This window comes from Metabacillus dongyingensis (genome assembly GCF_019933155.2).
GTDB lineage: Bacteria > Bacillota > Bacilli > Bacillales > Bacillaceae > Bacillus_P > Bacillus_P dongyingensis.
Genome location: NZ_CP082944.1, coordinates 4,620,286 through 4,638,439, shown reverse-complemented (window position 1 = coordinate 4,638,439; position 18,154 = coordinate 4,620,286). Strand labels below are relative to the sequence as shown.

The following is an 18,154-nucleotide window of genomic DNA, read 5'->3' as shown; positions in this document are numbered from 1 at the left end:
GATAGATTGCTGGTTTCCTCGTTCAGAGGATGATAGATAAAGGGAGGAACTAGAGAGTGAGAAAGAAAATCTTATCACTTGGGTTGGCTGTTATAATAGGGACAAGCTCTGTTATTATTCCAATTACCCAAGAAAAGGCTTATGCAAACGCTGATCTTGAAAAGAAAAAAGCAGATATTCAAAATGAGCGTTCAGGCGTAGATTCAAACATCCAAGAAAAGCAAGGCGAGTTATCAAAGCTTGAAGAAAAAGAGAAAAGCTTAAATAACGAGATTGAAAAACTTGATAAGCAAACAGCGGATACAAATGAGAAAATCCGTGAGCGTCAAGCTGAAATCGATGAAACGAAACAAAAGATTGAAGAATTAAAGGTTCAGATTGCAGAAGTGAAAGAGCGTATTAAAAAGCGTAATCTACTTCTAGAGGACCGTGTACGTTCTCTACAGGAGAGCGGCGGTGTAGTAAGCTATTTAGATGTGCTACTAGGTGCTCAGGATTTCGGTGACCTTGTTACACGCGTAAGTGCTGTAACAACGATTGTCGAAGCAGATAAAGAAATTATCAAAGCCCACGAGGAAGACAAAAAACTTCTAGAGCAAAGTGAAGCAGAACTAAGTAGCCAGCTTCAGAAGCTTGAAACAGCTTTAACTGAGTTAGAAGCATTAAAACTGCAGTTAAAACAGCAAGCAGCAGAAAAAGGCAAATTAATTGAGCAAGTTAAAGCACAGCATCAGGAAACAGAAGCAGCGATCTATGAATTAGAAGATGAATCAGCATTCTTAAAAGAGCAGGAAGCAGCTATTCAAAAAGAAATGGAACGTCAAAAACAAGCAGAAGAACAGCGCAAACGCGAAGCTGCAGAAGCAGCTGCCCGTGCTAAGCAGGAAGCTGATGCACAAGCGGCAGCAGCAAAAGCAGCGGCTAGTAAGCCAGCAGCAGCTTCATCAAACAGTTCTTCAAATGAATCATCAGCACCTGCTCCTGAACCGGAACCAGCACCTGCACCGGCAGTAACTGGCGGCAAGTTCATGTGGCCTGCACAAGGTACATTTACATCAGGATATGGCCATCGCTGGGGTAAATTGCACGCTGGTATTGATATTGCAAACGCAGCAAGCAATGTACCAGTTGTGGCAGCAGCAGCAGGAACTGTTATACGTTCATACTACTCAAGCAGCTATGGAAACTGCGTTTTCATTTCACATAACATCGACGGTAAAGTTTACACAACTGTTTATGCACATTTAGAAGCGCGCCATGTAAGCAGCGGACAATCTGTCAGCAAAGGTCAGCAGCTTGGCTTCATGGGTAACACTGGCCGTTCAACAGGCAAGCATCTTCATTTCGAAATTCACGATGGTGCTTGGAAAAACCCAGTTAACCCAATGCAGTTCTTACAATAATAGCCAAAACCCTAAAACTTCATGTTTTAGGGTTTTTTTACGTTCCTGTATTTTTTAGATAAATCATCTTGTCCTACATGATTTATCCTTTTTTCACATATACTAGAGATACGAGTTTATTTGTAAAGTTCAGGTCCTACATAACGAAGTTAACCTTTAGAAGGAGGAACAAGATGAAGCAAAAAGTCACAGCTCTTATGATGACTCTCTCAATGGCACTGGGTGCGGGCGGCATGTACGCCGGCATGCAGTTTATGGAACATGATCAGCAGGATACAAAAGCAGAAGAGCTTGCCGTTCCTGCTGTGACTGATGTATTAAAGCAAGATCGGGATCAAGAAGTAGAAGGACTCGAAAAAGTGAAACAGGCTTATGAGTTAATCTCGAGCAAATATGTTGAGGAAGTTGACGAGGAGGAGCTGCTTGAAGGAGCAATTCAAGGCATGCTGACCACTCTCGATGATCCTTATTCTGTCTATATGGATAAAGAAACAGCCAAACAATTTTCCGATAGTCTTGATTCTTCTTTTGAAGGCATCGGTGCAGAAGTGGGAATGGATGGCGGCAAAATCATTATCGTCTCTCCATTTAAAAATTCACCTGCAGAAAAAGCAGGTCTGCAGCCGAATGATCAGGTCATTACCATTGATGGTGAATCTGTCGCCGGGGGCGACCTCAACGATACCGTTCTTAAAATCCGCGGAAAAAAAGGAACAAAGGTTAAAATTGAAGTGCTGCGGAACGGTTCAAAAGAAAAACTGAGCTTTGAAGTGACACGGGACGAAATTCCGATTGAAACGGTATTCAGTTCTGTTAAAACAAAAGGGAAATCGAAATATGGCTATATTGAAATCACCTCTTTCTCGGAAGATACAGCTAACGATTTCACAGAGGAATTAACAAAGCTTGAGCAAAAAAACATTAAAGGACTGGTCCTCGATGTTCGCGGAAATCCTGGCGGGTATTTGCAAAGTGTAGAAGAAATTCTGAAACAATTTGTGACCAAGGATCAGCCATATATTCAAATTGAAGAGCGCAACGGCGATAAGAAACGCTATTTCTCCAATTTGACTGAGAAAAAAGACTATCCTGTTACAGTCCTGATTGATAAAGGAAGTGCATCTGCTTCTGAAATTCTGGCAGGAGCTTTAAAGGAAGCCGGCCAGTATGAGATTATTGGAGAGACCTCTTTTGGAAAAGGCACTGTTCAGCAGGCAGTTCCTATGGGCGACGGAAGCAACATCAAGCTGACTCTTTATAAATGGCTGACACCTGAAGGCAATTGGATCCATAAAAAAGGTGTTGAACCAACAATCAAAGTTTCACAGCCTAAGCACCTTGTTACTGCACCGATTCAGCTGGAAAAACCGCTCGCTGTTGATATGAATGATGAGCAAATCAAAATAGCGCAGATTCTTTTAAAAGGATTAGGCTATGACCCAGGACGAGAAGATGGATATTTTGGGAAGAAAATGGCTGTAGCCGTCAAGGATTTCCAAAAGAAAAACAAGCTTTCCGCTACTGGAAATATTGATGTTCAAACGGCAGAGGCCATTAATCAAAAGGTTTCTGAGCAGCGTTTAAATGGAAAACATGATCTTCAGCTTGAGAAAGCAATTGAAACTTTATCCAGATAAATAGTAGAGCCGGCTTGCAAACTAGGGAGCTGGCTCTATTTTTATGGAATTTTCTAACAAAATAACTACATTTAGGATGATTTTTAGATTTTTTGTAAGAATAACGACGAAAATCAGAAAGAATTTCCGTATTTTTATAATTAGTACAGACTTTTCGCGCACAAAAAAATGAAACTTTAGCTAGTTGATTAATCGGGATATTAGTTTTACGATGGAAGTACTGTTCTACAACACACTCTAAAAACAGAAAGATGGGGAGATCAATTGAAAAAAAGGGCAAGTGTGATGAGAGAACAAACTTATCGACAGTTGACAGAAGAATTTAAAGAAAGACTACAAACTGCAAATTCCTCACATGCGAAGGTCAGCAAATGGGTTCAGCTGTTCTGCATGTACTTGGCAAACTACACAGACGTTAAGAGACTGCAGGAAATCGATAAAGTTTGCATTCAAGAATACTTTCACTATTTAACGGAGAACTACAAGCGTCTTTCGTTAAACCTCACGGATATAAAACGGTCTATGCAGCTGATTGAAGAAGTGCTGGATATAAAAGTAGACGACTCACTCCTTGATTTTTCACTTTCGAATTTGCATCTTTGGAGCAAATTAAAGTAAACTCGGTGATATTCATCCTATACTATATCTGATAAAATAGCATTAATCGTTTACTTACTAAGTGACGAAAGCAATCAAGGTGGTGTATGAAGTTTGCTTGAAAACTGGTTGCTGGAAATTCTATTGGCAATGGGAAGGTTTTTTATTCATCCTCTCGTTTATTTTTTCCTTATTTATTCCCTTGTACTTGGGTTTATTCGCATAAAGCGGGAGCGTAAATCCTTCCATACAAGAATTCAAGATATCTATGAAGAAGTACGGTTTACATATTCAAAAGGACTGCTCACAGGTCTTCTATTGTCTGCAGTGACATTTGCTCTTGGCACGATGATTCCGCTTGGTTCAATCATCCTGCTTGCAGCCGTGACAGTTATTCTGTCTCTGACTTTTCAGCTGCGCTTTCTTTCGCCTGCTTACACAATGGGATTAACCATCTTTTCGGTATTTCTTTTGATGCAGGCAGATGCTGTCTCTTTTTTACCAGATCTAAATGAGACAAGCTTTTCAATTCTCGCAATATTAATGGGACTGCTTATGGTTGCGGAGGGTGTCCTTGCTTATCGGACAGCTCATTTAAAGACTTCGCCATTTCTATTAAAAAGCAGCAGGGGTCTTCCAATCGGGAATCATGTTGCAAATCGAACATGGCTGCTGCCGCTGTTTTTACTCATTCCAGGAGGATCCTTAACGGAAAGCCTGTCGTGGTGGCCGGTACTGACTATCGGAGATGAGCCATTTCTTTTTGTGTTCATTCCTTATATCATTGGGTTTCATCAAAGAGTTCAGGGTTCATTGCCTAAAGAAAGTATTATGGTCACGTCTAAGCGCATCATCTGGCTTGGAATGATTATTTTTGCCGTGGCGGTCGCAAGTGTCTGGTTTATGCCGCTTGCATTTGCAGCAGCACTGCTTGCCATCATCGGGAGAGAATTTTTGACTGTCCGCCAGCGGATGAATGATAATTCGGCAGCCTTCTATTTCTCAAAGCGGGATCACGGCCTGATGGTGCTTGGCATTTTGCCGCATTCACCTGCCGTTAAGTTTGAGCTCGAAGTTGGCGAAATCATTATGAAAACAAATGGAGCCTCGGTTAAGACGGTCGATGAGTTTTACCAGGCCCTGCAAATTAACGGTGCTTTCTGTAAAATGGAAGTCATTGGCTTAAATGGAGAGATCCGCTACGTCCAGGGAGCCGTTTACAAAGGCGAACACCACGAGCTTGGCATTCTGTTTGTACAGGATGAGAAGAAGTGGGAGACAGAGGCGGTATAAGCTGTCAGATAATCACTCAGACTATTGTTTGAGTGATTTTTTTGTATGGTTGTAAACTTATGTGCCTTGAAGGCGTAACAGCTCTAATTGGATACTCAAAGGGCATCAATGATTCTTTAAAAAGGTGAAAATGAACAGAATGGATACTCAAAGAGCATCTATGATTCTTTAAAAAGGTGAAAATGAGCAGAATGGATACTCAAAGGGCATCAATGATTCTTTAAAAAGGTGAAAATGAACAGAATGGATACTCAAAGAGCATCTATGATTCTTTAAAAAGGTGAAAATGAGCAGAATGGGGACTCAAAGGGTATCTATGATTCCTTAAAAAGGTAAAAATGAGCAGAATGGATACTCAAAGGGCATCTATGATTCCTTAAAAAGGTGAAAATGAGCAGAATGGATACTCAAAGGGTATCAATGATTCCTTAAAAAGATGAAAATGAGCAGAATGGATACTCAAAGTGCATCTATGATTCCTTAAAAAGGTGAAAATGAGCAGAATGGATACTCAAAGGGTATCAATGAGTCCTTAAAAAGATGAAAATAAGCAGAATGGATACTCAAAGTGCATCTATGATTCCTTAAAAAGGTGAAAATAAGCAGAATGGATACTCAAAGGGTATCAATGATTCCTTAAAAAGATGAAAATGAGCAGAATGGATACTCAAAGGGTATCAATGATTCCTTAAAAAGATGAAAATGAACAAAATGGATACTCAAAGGGTATCAATGATTCCTTAAAAAGGTGAAAATGAGCAAATTGAGTATTCGAGGGCAGGTAAGATTCCCAGAAAGGCCCAAAGCCAATAGTAAGAGAATCAGCTGCAATAAAAATTCCAAACTCTTAATTAAAAAGCTAAAAAAACTAATTGACTCTAACGTAACGTCATACCTTAAAGTAAATAGTGAAGGGAGGCTGACAGCTTATGAAAGTAAAAGAAGTCGCGGATTTAGTTGGAATTAGTGTGCGCACACTGCATCATTATGATGAAATCGGATTGTTAACGCCAGATGGGGTAACTGATTCTGGATACCGGCTTTATTCCAATGAAAATCTCGAAACGCTGCAGCAGATCTTATTTTTTAAAGAGCTTGGTTTCCCTTTAAAGAAAATAAAAGAAGTCATCAGCAGTCCTTCATTTGACCGGGAAGAAGCGCTCAGGCTGCACAGGAAAATGCTGCTTGAGAAGCGGAACCGGCTTGATCAGATGATTGCAACAGTTGAGAAAACTATAAAACATGCGAAAGGAGAAATTGAGATGTCACAGAAAGAAAAATTTGAAGGTTTTGACTTCAGTCAAAATCCTTATGAACAGGAAGCGCGCGAACGCTGGGGCGACGAGGCGGTTGATAAAGCTAACGCTAAAGCAGCGGGCATGACCAAAGAAATGCAGGATAATTTTAATAATCTTTATAGAAAGCTTGCAGATCTTCGTCACGACTCACCTTCATCTGAAGAGTCACAGGCTGCAATCGGAGAATGGTATGAGCTTCTGAACGAGTTTGGCGATTATTCGCTTGATGCTTTTAAAGGACTCGGACAAATGTATGTAGATGATGAACGGTTTACAAAAAACATTGATAAGTTCGGTGAAGGGTTAGCTGCATATATGAGAGATGCAATGGCTGTTTACGCGGATAACCATAAGAAGTAAAAACAGAGCTCAGCCGTTTTTTGGCTGAGCTTTCGTTTTATATGCAAATCTTAAATAAAATAAAGTCCGCGCATACTTTCTTCCTTGGTACATCAGAATATAATTGATACGTTTCGTTAAACTTCATTCTTTTATGAAGCTCCTCTTGCTGCCATTTTCTTAGTTCCTCTAAAACATAAAAGTTGTCTGTACCCATCGTTTCAGCCTCCTTTTGTTCCTTTTATTATATGGAAAAGATTCTTTGAGAAAATTCACCATTGGATTGAAGTTTTCTCAGACTTTAGATGGGGATTGCAATTTCAGATTGTTATAAGATAATGAAGATGCACTTTTTATAAAAAGGAGGAGATACTATGAATTTTCCAAAGGATGAGGATGGAAAAGTACTGAGTATGCTGTACAAAGAAGGTCTTAATTTTAAGAAGCCTCATATGATTGATTTTTATGTGGCGGTTCCGGATCAGGAGAACGGGGAAGCCATTTTAAAGGCACTTTCTGATAAAGGCTACAAATTCATGATGGAGTATGACGATGATGTGGAAGAATGGACATGCTTTGGCTCCGTTAAGATGCATTTAAAGCATAATGAGATTGTGGCCATGCAAAAGAAGCTTGATGCGATTACCAAGCCGCTTGGCGGCTATGCAGATGGATGGAGCGTCATGACTGAATAGAAAAAAGCCAGCCGAAGGGCTGACTTTTTTAAGTTATGGCAAAGTACTCGTATCCAGCTCCTAACTCCTCGGTTGAACGGATCCGCCAAAAAAGTCAAATCCGGACTTTTCCGGCGGGTCCTTATCTGCCTGTCGGAGCTGACCAAGGCGCTTCCGCTTTTCTTATAGAAACGAAACAATAATTAGCATAGTGAAAATGATCGTTAAATGATTCAGTGAGAAGATAAACATCATCGTTGCCCATTTGTAATCATCCATCTTTTTAAAACTGATGATTCCGGCAAGCATCCAGGCAAGTGTCAGGGCGAACATGGAGAAAGCGACGACTTTGCTGAAGGATAAGAACAGGAATGATGATGCAAGAAGCAATATTAAATAAACGATTGTTTGAATTTTAGCACGCGGTGTTCCTTTTACAACCGGAAGCATCGGGACGCTTGCATTCTTGTAATCTTCTAAACGTCTGATGGCAATCGCATAGAAATGAGGAGGCTGCCATAAAAACATTAAAACGAATAGTCCAAGTGCTGCAGGGTGGAACATGTCAGGCGAAATCGCTGCCCAGCCAATTAGAGGGGCAATGGCGCCGGATAAGCTTCCTACCTCTGTGTTATAAATTGTTTTTCTTTTTGTCCACATTGTGTAAGGGACAAGGTATAAGAATAATCCAAGAGCTCCAATAAAAGCCGTTAAAGGTGAAATCAGGAACAAAAACACAATTCCGCTTATTGAAAGCGCGGTGCCAAGCCATAATGCAAACTTGGGATGGATGGATCCTGTAACTGTTGGTCTCTCCATCGTGCGTTTCATAAGAGAATCGATATCGCGGTCGTAATAGTTATTAATCGCACCGGCACCGCCAACAACAGCTGCCGTACCCAGAAGAGCAAGAATGACGACCAGAATATTATCCACAAAACTGATATTATATACAGACAACGCTACTGAAAGGCCTGCAAACATACCGAGAAGGTTTGATTTCACAATGCCGTCTTTGACGATAGCCTTAAAATTACTCCAAGAAAAGATGCTTTTTATAGAAAGAGAATCCTCTACGATTACCTCTGTACTTTTCATCACAATTCTCCTTTTCTTTTTAAATCCAAACCCTTACTAACATACTTGATTATCTAACATATTAACAGTTATTTGTACTGGAAAGTAATAGTCGGGAGCATTTGACAAAAAGATGTCGTATCTTTGTGAACATTTTCTATACGTTTTCTTATTCTTCAGATAATTACCCGATTGAGTATTAGGAAGCTGTCCACTATAATGACAGTATCATCCATTGCGAAGGAGTGTTTGTTTATGAAGCATCAAGCAACACCTTATTTAATGTTTAATGGAAATGCGAAAGAAGCACTGGAGTACTATAAAGGAGTTTTTGGCTGCGAGATTGAAGTAATTCAGACGTATGGCGAAGCCGACTATCCTACTCCTCCTGAGGCAGAACAAAAAATCATGCACGCCCGTCTGAAAAAAGATGATCTGCTTCTAATGATTTCAGATGCTTTTCCAGGCAATACAGTTGAAATCGGCAACAATCTATCATTGGTGTTGGAGTTCGAATCCGAGGATGAAATCAGAACCGTTTACAGTGCTCTAATTGAAAAAGGCACGATTTTGATGGAGCTTCAGGATACATTCTGGGGAGCCACTTATGCTAAAGTGAAGGATGCATTTGGAGTAATCTGGGATCTGAATCTTGAGAAAGTTAAATAAGAATAATCAAAAAGGACCTGCCTGGTAATGCTTTTACATAGTTATCAAGTATTTATGTCTAGCTTGACCGTCCAGCTCCTGGGCCAGAACGGATCCGGTGAATAGTCAAACCCTGACTTTCCGTCGGATCCTTATCTGTCCGCATGCCTAAACGGGCGTTTCCGCTTTTCTTATGAAAACACTTGCATAAACTAGCTTCTTCCTCTACCATTATTAATGGACAGATTGTAAAAGGAGTGTGCAGCTATGAACAATAAATATTATTTGGACAACTCACTCGGATATAAACTGTTCCATGCTTCAAGGCTCATATGCAGCCGATTAAATCAAAACTTAAGAGACTATTCTGTTACGTATGAACAGTGGCAAATCCTGTGCAGACTTTATGAAAAGGATGGCCAAACGCAAAATCAGCTGGCTCTGCTTAATGAAAGAGATCAGCCAAGTGTTTCACGGCTTATTGATAATATGATCAAGCGCGGGCTGGTGAAACGAGTTCCGCACGAAAGTGACGGGCGCATCAACCTTATTTTTTTGACTGAAGCAATGATAGATCTTCAATCTGAGCTCGAGGGGTTAGCAGGTCAAACCATTGCGGATGCTTCAGCAGAGATTAGTGAACACGACATGGAAATCTGTCTGACGGTGCTCGATAAAATAAGAAATAACTTAAAATAAATGTTTTTTGCATAAATACTTGTTTAAACAAGTAAATTTATATTGACAAATGATAATGAAAATCATTATCATTTAAAGTGGATAATAAAAAAGCGAAAGCTTCTTTTTTTTAGGGTTATATGAGAATGATTATCTTTACCAGAGCGAATGAGGTGATTACCCAACATAGAGCTTCAAAAATAAAGGGATGTAAGGAAACATTATGAAAAAGAGATATTTGTTTTTAGCGCTAATAATTTTATCAATTTCCTCCATTTTCATCGGGGTCAAGGACATTACCCCTCTAGATCTTCTGAATCTGCAGGATGATCAGGTGCAAATCCTCCTGATAAGCAGACTGCCGCGGCTCATCAGCATTTTGATTGCCGGTGTTAGTATGAGCATCTGCGGCTTAATCATGCAGCAGTTAACGAGGAACAAATTTGTCTCTCCGACCACAGCAGGTACTATGGACTCTGCTAGATTGGGCATTTTAGTTTCGCTGATGATATTCACTTCGGCAAGTCCGCTTGAAAAGATGGGTGTTGCCTTCGTTTTTGCACTAGCCGGTACGTTCATTTTTATGAAGATTTTAGAGAGAATCAGATTTAAAGATACGATCTTCATTCCGCTTGTAGGTTTAATGTTCGGCAACATCATTGGTTCCATTACAACCTTTTTCGCCTACAAAAATGATTTGATTCAAAACATGTCATCTTGGCTTCAGGGCGATTTTTCTATGATTGTAAAAGGGCAGTATGAGCTGATCTACATAAGCATTCCTCTTGTTATTGTTGCGTATTTCTTTGCGAATCGATTTACGGTAGCGGGAATGGGAGAAGAGTTTTCAGCCAATCTGGGACTGAATTATAAGCAGGTTGTCAATATAGGTCTTGTGATTGTAGCTCTTGTGACAACGGTCGTTATTTTGACCGCAGGCGTCATTCCTTTCCTCGGATTAATCATTCCGAACATCGTCAGCATTTATTTAGGGGACAATCTGAAGAAAAGCCTGCCGCATACAGCTTTGCTTGGTGCAGTATTTATCCTGTTCTGTGATATTTTAGGGCGTATCATCATTTATCCGTATGAAATATCGATTGGTTTGACTGTCGGTGTGATCGGAAGCATCATTTTCATTTATTTACTGTTTAGGAGAAAGGCATATGAATAATAAAACGAAGCTTATCATCCTTGGAGTCATCGCCGTATTATTCGCTGCAATTTTCCTATTCTATGATGTTGGACGGAACCCGGACTATGTTCTTCCAAAACGGGGAGTCAAGATTTTGGCCATTGTTTTGACAGGAAGCTGCATCGCGTTTTCTACGATGATTTTTCAAACGATTACAAATAACCGAATCTTAACTCCGAGCATCATTGGATTAGATTCACTCTATCTTTTTATTCAGACGTTCATCATCTTTGTTTTTGGTTCTCAATCACTGACGATGGCTAATAAGAATGTAAACTTTCTTTTATCTGTCGGGTTAATGGTGCTATTTGCCCTCCTGCTCTTTCAGCTTCTTTTTAAAAGAGAAGGGAGAAACATTTATTTTCTCCTGTTAGTCGGGATTGTGTTTGGAACGTTATTTGGAAGCATGTCCTCGTTTTTGCAGGTGCTGATAGATCCGAATGAGTTCCAGATCGTGCAGGACAGGATGTTTGCAAGCTTTAACAATGTGAACACAGATCTTCTCCTTGCTGCGATTCTTATAACAGCTGCGATTGCGGTTTATTTTATGAAATTCAGTCATTTCCTCGATGTGCTCTCGCTCGGAAGGGAGCACGCTGTAAATCTCGGCATCGACTATGATGGAGTGGTCAGAAGACTGCTGATTATTATTGCCATTTTAGTCTCTATCGCAACGGCTCTCGTTGGCCCGATTACATTCCTTGGCCTGCTTGTTGCAAATGTGGCACATGAGTTTTTAAAAACACATCAGCATAAGTACTTGATTGCAGGGTCGATTTTAATCAGCATTATTGCTTTGCTCGGCGGTCAATTTATCGTTGAGAAAGTCTTCACCTTTTCAACAACATTAAGCGTGATCATCAATTTCATAGGCGGCGTGTACTTTATTTATCTGCTGCTCAGGGAGAATAAATCATGGTAGAAGTCAGCAAGGTTTCAAAACGGTATGGAAATAAGAATGTAGTGGAAGATGTATCAATCCGGGTCGAAAAAGGGAAAATCACCTCTTTTATCGGACCGAACGGAGCGGGAAAAAGCACGCTGCTGTCGATGGTCAGCCGTTTGATTAAAAAGGATACGGGACAGGTATTTATTGACGGCACTGACATTGAAGAATGGAAAAGCAATGATCTTGCGAAAAAAATCTCAATCCTGAAGCAGTCCAATCATTTGAATATCCGTTTAACGATCAGAGACCTGGTCAGCTTTGGACGGTTTCCGTATTCTCAAGGTAATCTCTCAAAGGAAGATATGAAGCACGTTGATGAGGCCATTCAGTATATGGAGCTTCAGGACATGCAGGATAAATACTTAGATCAGCTGAGCGGAGGCCAGCAGCAGCGCGCATTTATTGCCATGGTCATCGCCCAGAATACAGAGTATGTCCTTCTTGATGAGCCACTGAACAACCTCGACATGAAGCATTCCGTGCAGATTATGAAAGTGCTGAGAAGGCTTGTGGATGAGCTTGGAAAAACAGTCGTGATAGTGATTCATGATATCAACTTTGCTTCCTGCTATTCGGATTTTATTGTCGCATTAAAAGACGGGAAAATTGTGAAGGAAGGTCCTGTTGAAGAAATCATTACATCCCCTGTTTTAAAAGAAATTTATGAGATGGATATTGATATTCAAACGATAAACGGCAATCGCATTTGTGTTTATTTTTAAAAAAATAATAGAGGTGAAGAGAATGAAGAAGAATTTATTAGTAGTCCTTTTAACGGTAGTACTGGCTGTTTTTGCAGCAGCGTGCGGAACAAAAGAGGCAGAAAAAACTTCTGCCAGCGGTGAGAAAGAGAAAGAAGAAATAACAGTGAAGCATCAATTAGGGGAAACAAAAGTACCTGAAAATCCAAAAAAAGTCGTTGTTTTTGACTTCGGAACATTGGATTCATTAGATAAATTAGGCATTGAAGCAGCGGGAGTGCCTCAGGAAAACATTCCTTCTTATCTTTCAAAATATGAAGATGCAAAATACGAAAATGTCGGCGGCTTAAAAGAGCCGGACTTTGAGAAAATCAATGAAATGGAACCAGATCTCATCATCATTTCAGGCAGACAGCAGGATTCCTATGAAGAGATGAGCAAGATTGCCCCGACCATTTTCATGGGCGTGGATACAACGAAGTACATGGAATCATTTAAAGAAAATGTAACAACATTAGGCGAGATCTTCGGCAAGGAAGAAGAAGCAGAAAAAGAGTTTGCTAAAGTAGAAGAGTCTATCAAAGAGCTTAATGAGAAAGCATCAGCAGGCGGTGAAAAAGCATTAATCGTCCTTGCAAATGACGGCAAGGTAAGTGCTTACGGAGCAGGATCACGCTTCGGCATTATCCATGACGAATTCGGCTTCGCAGCAGCTGACGAAAAAATCGAGGTCTCTACACATGGACAAAGCATTTCATTTGAATATATTGCAGAAAAAGACCCTGATTACCTATTTGTTATTGATAGAGGAGCAGTTGCCGGCGGAGAGTCCTCTGCGAAGCAGGTAGTGGAAAATGATTTGGTTAAAAATACGAAAGCCTATAAAAATGGAAAGATTATTTATTTAGATCCTGACTATTGGTACCTATCAGGCGGTGGTCTTGAATCTGTTGCCGGGATGACGGAGGAAGTATCGGGTTCAATTGAATAGGGATTAATTGGTGAGACCGCAGAAATGTATTCATTCTGCGGTCTTGTTTTTTATGTAAGAGAAGGAAACCACCATAAGGAATGGTTTGATTGTGAAATGTTGTTCCTTATGTATTTTGTACATTAGGAGTGTAACGGTGCAGACACTCAATAGTTTGTTATATAATCTTCCATTTTCACATCTCTATAAGGATGGATGAAAATTAATACTTATATTAATATTATTTGTCATATAAAGTAACATGATTATTTCAACATCTATTTATATATGATAAGTTATTGAAAAATATAAATGATAGGAGCTGTATAACCATTATCAAAAATATCGGTGCTGAAGGACAAGTATGGTTTTAATTATCTGAATAATATTTAAATTAAGATTATTCAATCTTTATTGTGAGGAATGGAGGAATGAGCGTGTTAAAAGCATGGCATGATCAAGCAGAGGAAATGTTTAGTCAAATGGTGGAATGGAGGCGGCATCTTCACCGCAATCCTGAGCTTTCCTTCCAAGAAGTTGAAACACCGAATATGATAGCGGGTATTCTCAAAGACTATGGAATTGAAGTTCGCACTGGCGTAGGCGGAAGGGGAGTAGTCGGGAAAATTTATGGCGGGAAACCTGGAAAAACGATTGCACTAAGAGCTGATTTTGATGCTCTGCCCATTCAGGATGAAAAAGAAGTCGAATATAAATCGACTGTTCCTGGTGTGATGCATGCCTGCGGACACGACGGTCATACAGCAACACTATTGGCTGTCGCAAAAATATTAAGTGAAAATAAGCATCTTCTTGCAGGGAATGTAGTACTTATTCATCAGCACGCAGAAGAACTTTACCCTGGCGGTGCCATTGCAATGATAGAGGATGGCTGTTTAGAAGATGTCGATGTTGTATACGGAACGCATTTATCGTCAAGAGGACCGCTTGGGACATTTGCCTATCGCAGAGGCTATTCAATGGCCTCGGCGGATTCGTTTGAAATAAAAATCATTGGAAAAGGCGGTCATGGCTCATCCCCTCATGAAACAGTTGATTCAATTGCGATTGGCGCCCAAGTAGTAAATCAGCTTCAGCATGTTGTCAGCAGAGGAGTAGATCCCCAAAAATCGGCTGTCTTATCAGTAGGTTCCTTCCACGCTGGAAATGCAAACAATGTTATTGCTGATTCAGCGGTCATTACTGGAACCGTTCGAACGTTCGACGAGGAAGTAAGGACATATGTTGAAGAGGAATTAAAGAATATTGTAAAGGGAGTTTGTCTTGCCTTCCATGCTGACTGTGAAGTCTCTTATCAAAACGGCTATCCTTCAGTATACAACCATAATGAGGAAGTTGAAGTATTTAAAGAGGTTATCTCTTCTTCATTAGATAAAGGGATGCTGATGGAAACTCCGCCAATTATGGGTGGTGAGGATTTTGCCTATTATTTGTTAAATAAACCAGGAATGTTCTACCATACGGGCGCCAGAAACGAAGAAACAGGAGCAGCTTATCCCCATCATCATCCTAAATTTGATTTTGATGAACGTGCAATGGTGTATGCCGCAAAATCATTGCTGGGACTCGTCTATCATTATGCTGCTGTAATTCCGGAAGAGAAGGCGATTGAAATTGTTTAATATCAGCACGACTTTATAGGGGGGTGTAAAAGGTGTCAGATCCTTTTTTTAAGGTTGATAAATTAAAGACGGCTTTTTCAACAGATAAAGGGGAAGTCGTTTCTGTAGAGGAGGTTTCCTTTGAACTTGAGAAGGGGGAAACCCTCGGAATTGTAGGAGAATCAGGCTGCGGGAAAAGTGTCACCTCTTTATCCATCATGCGTTTGCTGGGGAAGCACGGATACCTTAAAGAAGGTTCAATCATGTTAAACAAAACGGATTTATCCAAATTATCGGAAGCGGAAATGAGGAAGTACCGCGGGAATGAAATTTCCATGATCTTTCAGGAGCCGATGTCGTCACTCAATCCGGTTTTCACGATTGGAAATCAGCTCGTTGAATCGATCAGGCTTCATACGAACATGAATGCAAAAGCAGCCAAAAAGTATGGTGTCCAAATGCTTGAGAAAGTAAAAATCCCAAGAGCAGAAGAAATAATGGATCAATACCCTCACGCACTATCTGGAGGCATGAGACAAAGAGTCATGATTGCGATGGCATTGTCATGCAATCCAAGTTTATTAATAGCGGATGAACCGACGACAGCCTTGGATGTCACGATTCAAGCGCAAATACTTCAGCTGATGAAGGACTTACGTGAAGAATCTAAAACAGCGATTATATTGATTACCCATGATCTGGGAGTTATAGCGGAAATGGCCGATAAGGTGCTTGTCATGTATGCAGGGCAAGTTGTGGAGGAAGCGGATGTGTTTACCTTATTCGATGACCCAAAGCATCCCTATACGAAAGGGCTGATGCAGTCTATTCCGCATTTGGAGTCGGACAAGCATGAGCGGCTTTATTCCATTCCCGGTGCTGTCCCAACGCTGCAGAATATGCCGAAGGGCTGCCGCTATTATGCCAGATGTCCATATGCACGTGATAAATGTTTATCCGAAAACCCAGCTCTGGATTCTTTAGATGAAAACAATCCTCATAAAGTTAGGTGCTGGTTATATGAAGGGCAAAGGAGCAGCGAAGCAGCTTCTGACATGGAGGTACAAGTATGAGTATTCCAATTGCTGAAAAAGAAAGATTCATTCCCGAACCGAACATGGACAAGCCGCTAATTGAAATCAAACAGCTGGAAAAATATTATCCAATCAAGAAAGGGATTATTTCCAGAACTGTTGGCCATGTCAAAGCGGTCGATGGCTTGAATTTTGAAATTTACCCTGGAGAAACACTTGCACTAGTAGGGGAATCGGGTTGCGGAAAGTCTACAACAGGCAGATCAATTGTAAAATTGGATGAGCCGACTGGCGGTCAAATCATTTTCAACGGAAGGGATTTATCATCCTTAAATGGCGCCGATTTGCGAAAAGCCCGCCTCGATCTGCAGATTATTTTTCAAGACCCGTATTCTTCACTGAATCCCAGAAAGAGGATTGGAGATCTTCTTGCTGAGGCGCTGCTTGCTCATAAGCTTGCTAGCAAGGAGGAGGCAGTCAAAAAAGTTGATGATATGCTCGAAATTGTCGGTCTCACAAAATCTCATAAAAACCGCTACCCCCATGAATTTTCAGGTGGTCAGAGACAAAGAATCGGCATAGCCCGTGCATTAATTCTTGAACCAAAGCTGATCGTTTGCGATGAGCCAGTGTCGGCACTTGATGTATCGATCCAAGCTCAAATTTTGAATCTGTTAAAGGATTTGCAGAAAAAATTCCGCTTAACCTATTTGTTTATTGCTCATGGTTTAGGCGCTGTTAAATACATAAGCGATCGCATCGCGGTTATGTATCTTGGGAAAATTGTCGAAATTGGCAAAACGGAGGATATTTTTAAGAATCCGAAGCACCCGTATACACAAGCCTTATTAAATGCATATCCCATACCAAATCCGCATTTCAGGAATCGGGAAAGAATTGTATTGGCGGGTGATGTCCCGAGCCCGGCAAATCCGCCGAAAGGATGCAGCTTTCATACAAGATGCCCGATAGCGAAGGATATTTGCAGGCAGCAAACGCCAGAGCTATTAGGAGGCAGCCAATCAATCGCATGTCATTTTCCGCTGAACTAAGAACAGTCATAGATAAAGGAGGAGATCAGAGTGTTCCAGTATATAGTGCGCAGAATTCTTATTGCCATACCTGTCTTATTTGGTGTGACAGTATTCAATTTTTTCATTGTGAATCTGGCACCAGGCGATCCTGTAGAAATGTATATTAACCCTGATGCAACAGAACAGGATATTGCCATTAAGAAAGAGGCTCTTGGATTAAATGACCCTATCTATGTTCAATACTGGCACTGGCTCGTCAACATCTTGAAGGGTGACTTTGGAAATTCATTTACGACATATGAACCTGTAATCAATATGATATCTGAAAGGGTTTTTCCAACTCTTCTGCTTATGGGGACGGCTTTGATTATAGCTTACTTAATTGCGATTCCAATCGGCATTATTAGTGCGGTAAAACAGTATTCATGGACAGATTATCTCACTACAACTTTCTCATTTCTTGGTGTATCGATTCCGAGTTTTTTCCTTGGACTCGGTGCCATCTATATTTTCTCCTTGATATTGCAAGTGCTGCCAACAGGAGGGATGAACACTCTAGGCGGATCGAGCGGGTTTTTTGATACATTTCTTCACCTCATTTTGCCTGCCTTTGTACTTGGGACTGGGATTGCAGGAAGTATGGTCCGTTATGTGAGGTCAAGCATGCTTGAGGTGTTAGGGCAGGATTACCTTCGGACGGCCAGAGCTAAAGGATTGAAGGAATTTGTTGTTACAAATAAACATGCACTTAGAAATGCTCTTATCCCCATCATCACCATTATAGGTATGGATATTCCCTTACTAATTGGGGGCGCTGTCGTAACCGAACAGATTTTCCAATGGCCAGGACTCGGCCAATTAACCATTCAAGCCATTGGATCAAGGGACTACCCAACCTTAATGGCAATAAATTTACTGGCCGCAGTTAGTGTGCTGTTGTCCAACCTGCTCTCTGATGTTCTTTATTCTGTAGCAGACCCGAGAATCAAGTACACCTAACTTTCA

The 18,154-nt window shown here is 40.7% G+C and carries 18 protein-coding genes; 16 read left to right on the top strand and 2 right to left on the bottom strand.

Translation table 11 applies throughout. The features are described from left to right. The first annotated feature begins 56 nt into the window (after positions 1–56). From K8L98_RS22990 to K8L98_RS22970, 5 genes are all read left to right on the top strand, one after another. Positions 57–1,403 (top strand): murein hydrolase activator EnvC family protein, encoded by a 1,347-nt coding sequence (locus tag K8L98_RS22990; protein ID WP_223438399.1) that lies wholly within the window; start codon positions 57–59, stop codon positions 1,401–1,403. Positions 1,404–1,576: 173 nt separating this feature from the next. Beyond that, positions 1,577–3,040: a S41 family peptidase gene (locus K8L98_RS22985; RefSeq protein WP_223438398.1), complete on the top strand. Its 1,464-nt coding sequence runs from the start codon at positions 1,577–1,579 to the stop codon at positions 3,038–3,040. Positions 3,041–3,322: 282 nt separating this feature from the next. Then, positions 3,323–3,658, top strand: coding sequence for a swarming motility protein SwrAA (locus K8L98_RS22980; protein ID WP_275976770.1), 336 nt, complete (start codon positions 3,323–3,325; stop codon positions 3,656–3,658). A 93-nt stretch (positions 3,659–3,751) separates the two neighbouring features. Continuing rightward, on the top strand, positions 3,752–4,930 hold the full coding sequence (locus K8L98_RS22975; protein WP_223438395.1) for a PDZ domain-containing protein: 1,179 nt from the start codon (positions 3,752–3,754) through the stop codon (positions 4,928–4,930). Between the two features lie 929 nt (positions 4,931–5,859). Continuing rightward, positions 5,860–6,588 carry a MerR family transcriptional regulator gene (locus K8L98_RS22970; RefSeq protein ID WP_223438393.1) on the top strand — a complete coding sequence of 243 codons (729 nt, stop codon included), beginning with the start codon at positions 5,860–5,862 and terminating at the stop codon, positions 6,586–6,588. A gap of 37 nt (positions 6,589–6,625) precedes the next feature. On the opposite strand, the gene K8L98_RS22965 is transcribed toward K8L98_RS22970, so the two are convergent. Next, positions 6,626–6,784, bottom strand: coding sequence for a hypothetical protein (locus K8L98_RS22965; protein ID WP_223438391.1), 159 nt, complete (start codon positions 6,782–6,784; stop codon positions 6,626–6,628). A 157-nt stretch (positions 6,785–6,941) separates the two neighbouring features. On the opposite strand from K8L98_RS22965, the gene K8L98_RS22960 reads away from it, so the two are divergent. Then, positions 6,942–7,262, top strand: coding sequence for a ribonuclease E inhibitor RraB (locus K8L98_RS22960; protein WP_223438389.1), 321 nt, complete (start codon positions 6,942–6,944; stop codon positions 7,260–7,262). A 162-nt stretch (positions 7,263–7,424) separates the two neighbouring features. On the opposite strand, the gene cyoE is transcribed toward K8L98_RS22960, so the two are convergent. Continuing rightward, complete coding sequence (cyoE, locus tag K8L98_RS22955; RefSeq protein ID WP_223438387.1) at positions 7,425–8,339, bottom strand: heme o synthase; 915 nt, start codon at positions 8,337–8,339, stop codon at positions 7,425–7,427. Between the two features lie 234 nt (positions 8,340–8,573). On the opposite strand from cyoE, the gene K8L98_RS22950 reads away from it, so the two are divergent. From K8L98_RS22950 to K8L98_RS22905, 10 genes are all read left to right on the top strand, one after another. Further along, positions 8,574–8,987, top strand: a complete 414-nt coding sequence (locus K8L98_RS22950) for a VOC family protein (RefSeq protein WP_223438385.1) — start codon at positions 8,574–8,576, stop codon at positions 8,985–8,987. Positions 8,988–9,233: 246 nt separating this feature from the next. After that, entirely contained in the window at positions 9,234–9,665 is a 432-nt protein-coding gene (locus tag K8L98_RS22945) for a MarR family winged helix-turn-helix transcriptional regulator (RefSeq protein ID WP_223438384.1), read from the top strand. A gap of 202 nt (positions 9,666–9,867) precedes the next feature. Beyond that, on the top strand, positions 9,868–10,818 hold the full coding sequence (locus tag K8L98_RS22940) for an ABC transporter permease (RefSeq protein WP_223438378.1): 951 nt from the start codon (positions 9,868–9,870) through the stop codon (positions 10,816–10,818). Next, positions 10,811–11,761: an iron chelate uptake ABC transporter family permease subunit gene (locus tag K8L98_RS22935; RefSeq protein ID WP_223438377.1), complete on the top strand. Its 951-nt coding sequence runs from the start codon at positions 10,811–10,813 to the stop codon at positions 11,759–11,761. The genes K8L98_RS22940 and K8L98_RS22935 overlap by 8 nt, the downstream gene beginning before the upstream one ends. Beyond that, entirely contained in the window at positions 11,755–12,510 is a 756-nt protein-coding gene (locus K8L98_RS22930) for an iron ABC transporter ATP-binding protein (protein WP_223438376.1), read from the top strand. The genes K8L98_RS22935 and K8L98_RS22930 overlap by 7 nt, the downstream gene beginning before the upstream one ends. Before the next feature lie 22 nt (positions 12,511–12,532). Continuing rightward, entirely contained in the window at positions 12,533–13,480 is a 948-nt protein-coding gene (locus tag K8L98_RS22925; protein WP_223438375.1) for a siderophore ABC transporter substrate-binding protein, read from the top strand. 416 nt (positions 13,481–13,896) lie between these two features. Further along, entirely contained in the window at positions 13,897–15,102 is a 1,206-nt protein-coding gene (locus tag K8L98_RS22920; protein WP_275976725.1) for an amidohydrolase, read from the top strand. Positions 15,103–15,134: 32 nt separating this feature from the next. Further along, entirely contained in the window at positions 15,135–16,154 is a 1,020-nt protein-coding gene (locus K8L98_RS22915; RefSeq protein ID WP_223438373.1) for an ABC transporter ATP-binding protein, read from the top strand. Next, positions 16,151–17,167 (top strand): ABC transporter ATP-binding protein, encoded by a 1,017-nt coding sequence (locus tag K8L98_RS22910; RefSeq protein WP_275976724.1) that lies wholly within the window; start codon positions 16,151–16,153, stop codon positions 17,165–17,167. Before K8L98_RS22915 ends, K8L98_RS22910 begins: the two co-directional genes overlap by 4 nt. A 30-nt stretch (positions 17,168–17,197) precedes the next feature. Next, on the top strand, positions 17,198–18,148 hold the full coding sequence (locus K8L98_RS22905; RefSeq protein ID WP_223438372.1) for an ABC transporter permease: 951 nt from the start codon (positions 17,198–17,200) through the stop codon (positions 18,146–18,148). The last annotated feature ends 6 nt before the right edge of the window (positions 18,149–18,154 follow it).

Excerpts from the sequence above, each read along its gene's own strand:
- K8L98_RS22970 (WP_223438393.1), top strand. The coding sequence starts at position 5,860 with ATGAAAGTAAAAGAAGTCGCGGATTTAGTTGGAATTAGTGTGCGCACA.
- K8L98_RS22985 (WP_223438398.1), top strand. The coding sequence starts at position 1,577 with ATGAAGCAAAAAGTCACAGCTCTTATGATGACTCTCTCAATGGCACTG.
- K8L98_RS22910 (WP_275976724.1), top strand. The coding sequence starts at position 16,151 with ATGAGTATTCCAATTGCTGAAAAAGAAAGATTCATTCCCGAACCGAAC.
- K8L98_RS22945 (WP_223438384.1), top strand. The coding sequence starts at position 9,234 with ATGAACAATAAATATTATTTGGACAACTCACTCGGATATAAACTGTTC.
- K8L98_RS22925 (WP_223438375.1), top strand. The coding sequence starts at position 12,533 with ATGAAGAAGAATTTATTAGTAGTCCTTTTAACGGTAGTACTGGCTGTT.
- K8L98_RS22935 (WP_223438377.1), top strand. The coding sequence starts at position 10,811 with ATGAATAATAAAACGAAGCTTATCATCCTTGGAGTCATCGCCGTATTA.
- K8L98_RS22950 (WP_223438385.1), top strand. The coding sequence starts at position 8,574 with ATGAAGCATCAAGCAACACCTTATTTAATGTTTAATGGAAATGCGAAA.
- K8L98_RS22965 (WP_223438391.1), bottom strand. The coding sequence starts at position 6,784 with ATGGGTACAGACAACTTTTATGTTTTAGAGGAACTAAGAAAATGGCAG.
- K8L98_RS22940 (WP_223438378.1), top strand. The coding sequence starts at position 9,868 with ATGAAAAAGAGATATTTGTTTTTAGCGCTAATAATTTTATCAATTTCC.
- cyoE (WP_223438387.1), bottom strand. The coding sequence starts at position 8,339 with ATGAAAAGTACAGAGGTAATCGTAGAGGATTCTCTTTCTATAAAAAGC.
- K8L98_RS22960 (WP_223438389.1), top strand. The coding sequence starts at position 6,942 with ATGAATTTTCCAAAGGATGAGGATGGAAAAGTACTGAGTATGCTGTAC.
- K8L98_RS22930 (WP_223438376.1), top strand. The coding sequence starts at position 11,755 with ATGGTAGAAGTCAGCAAGGTTTCAAAACGGTATGGAAATAAGAATGTA.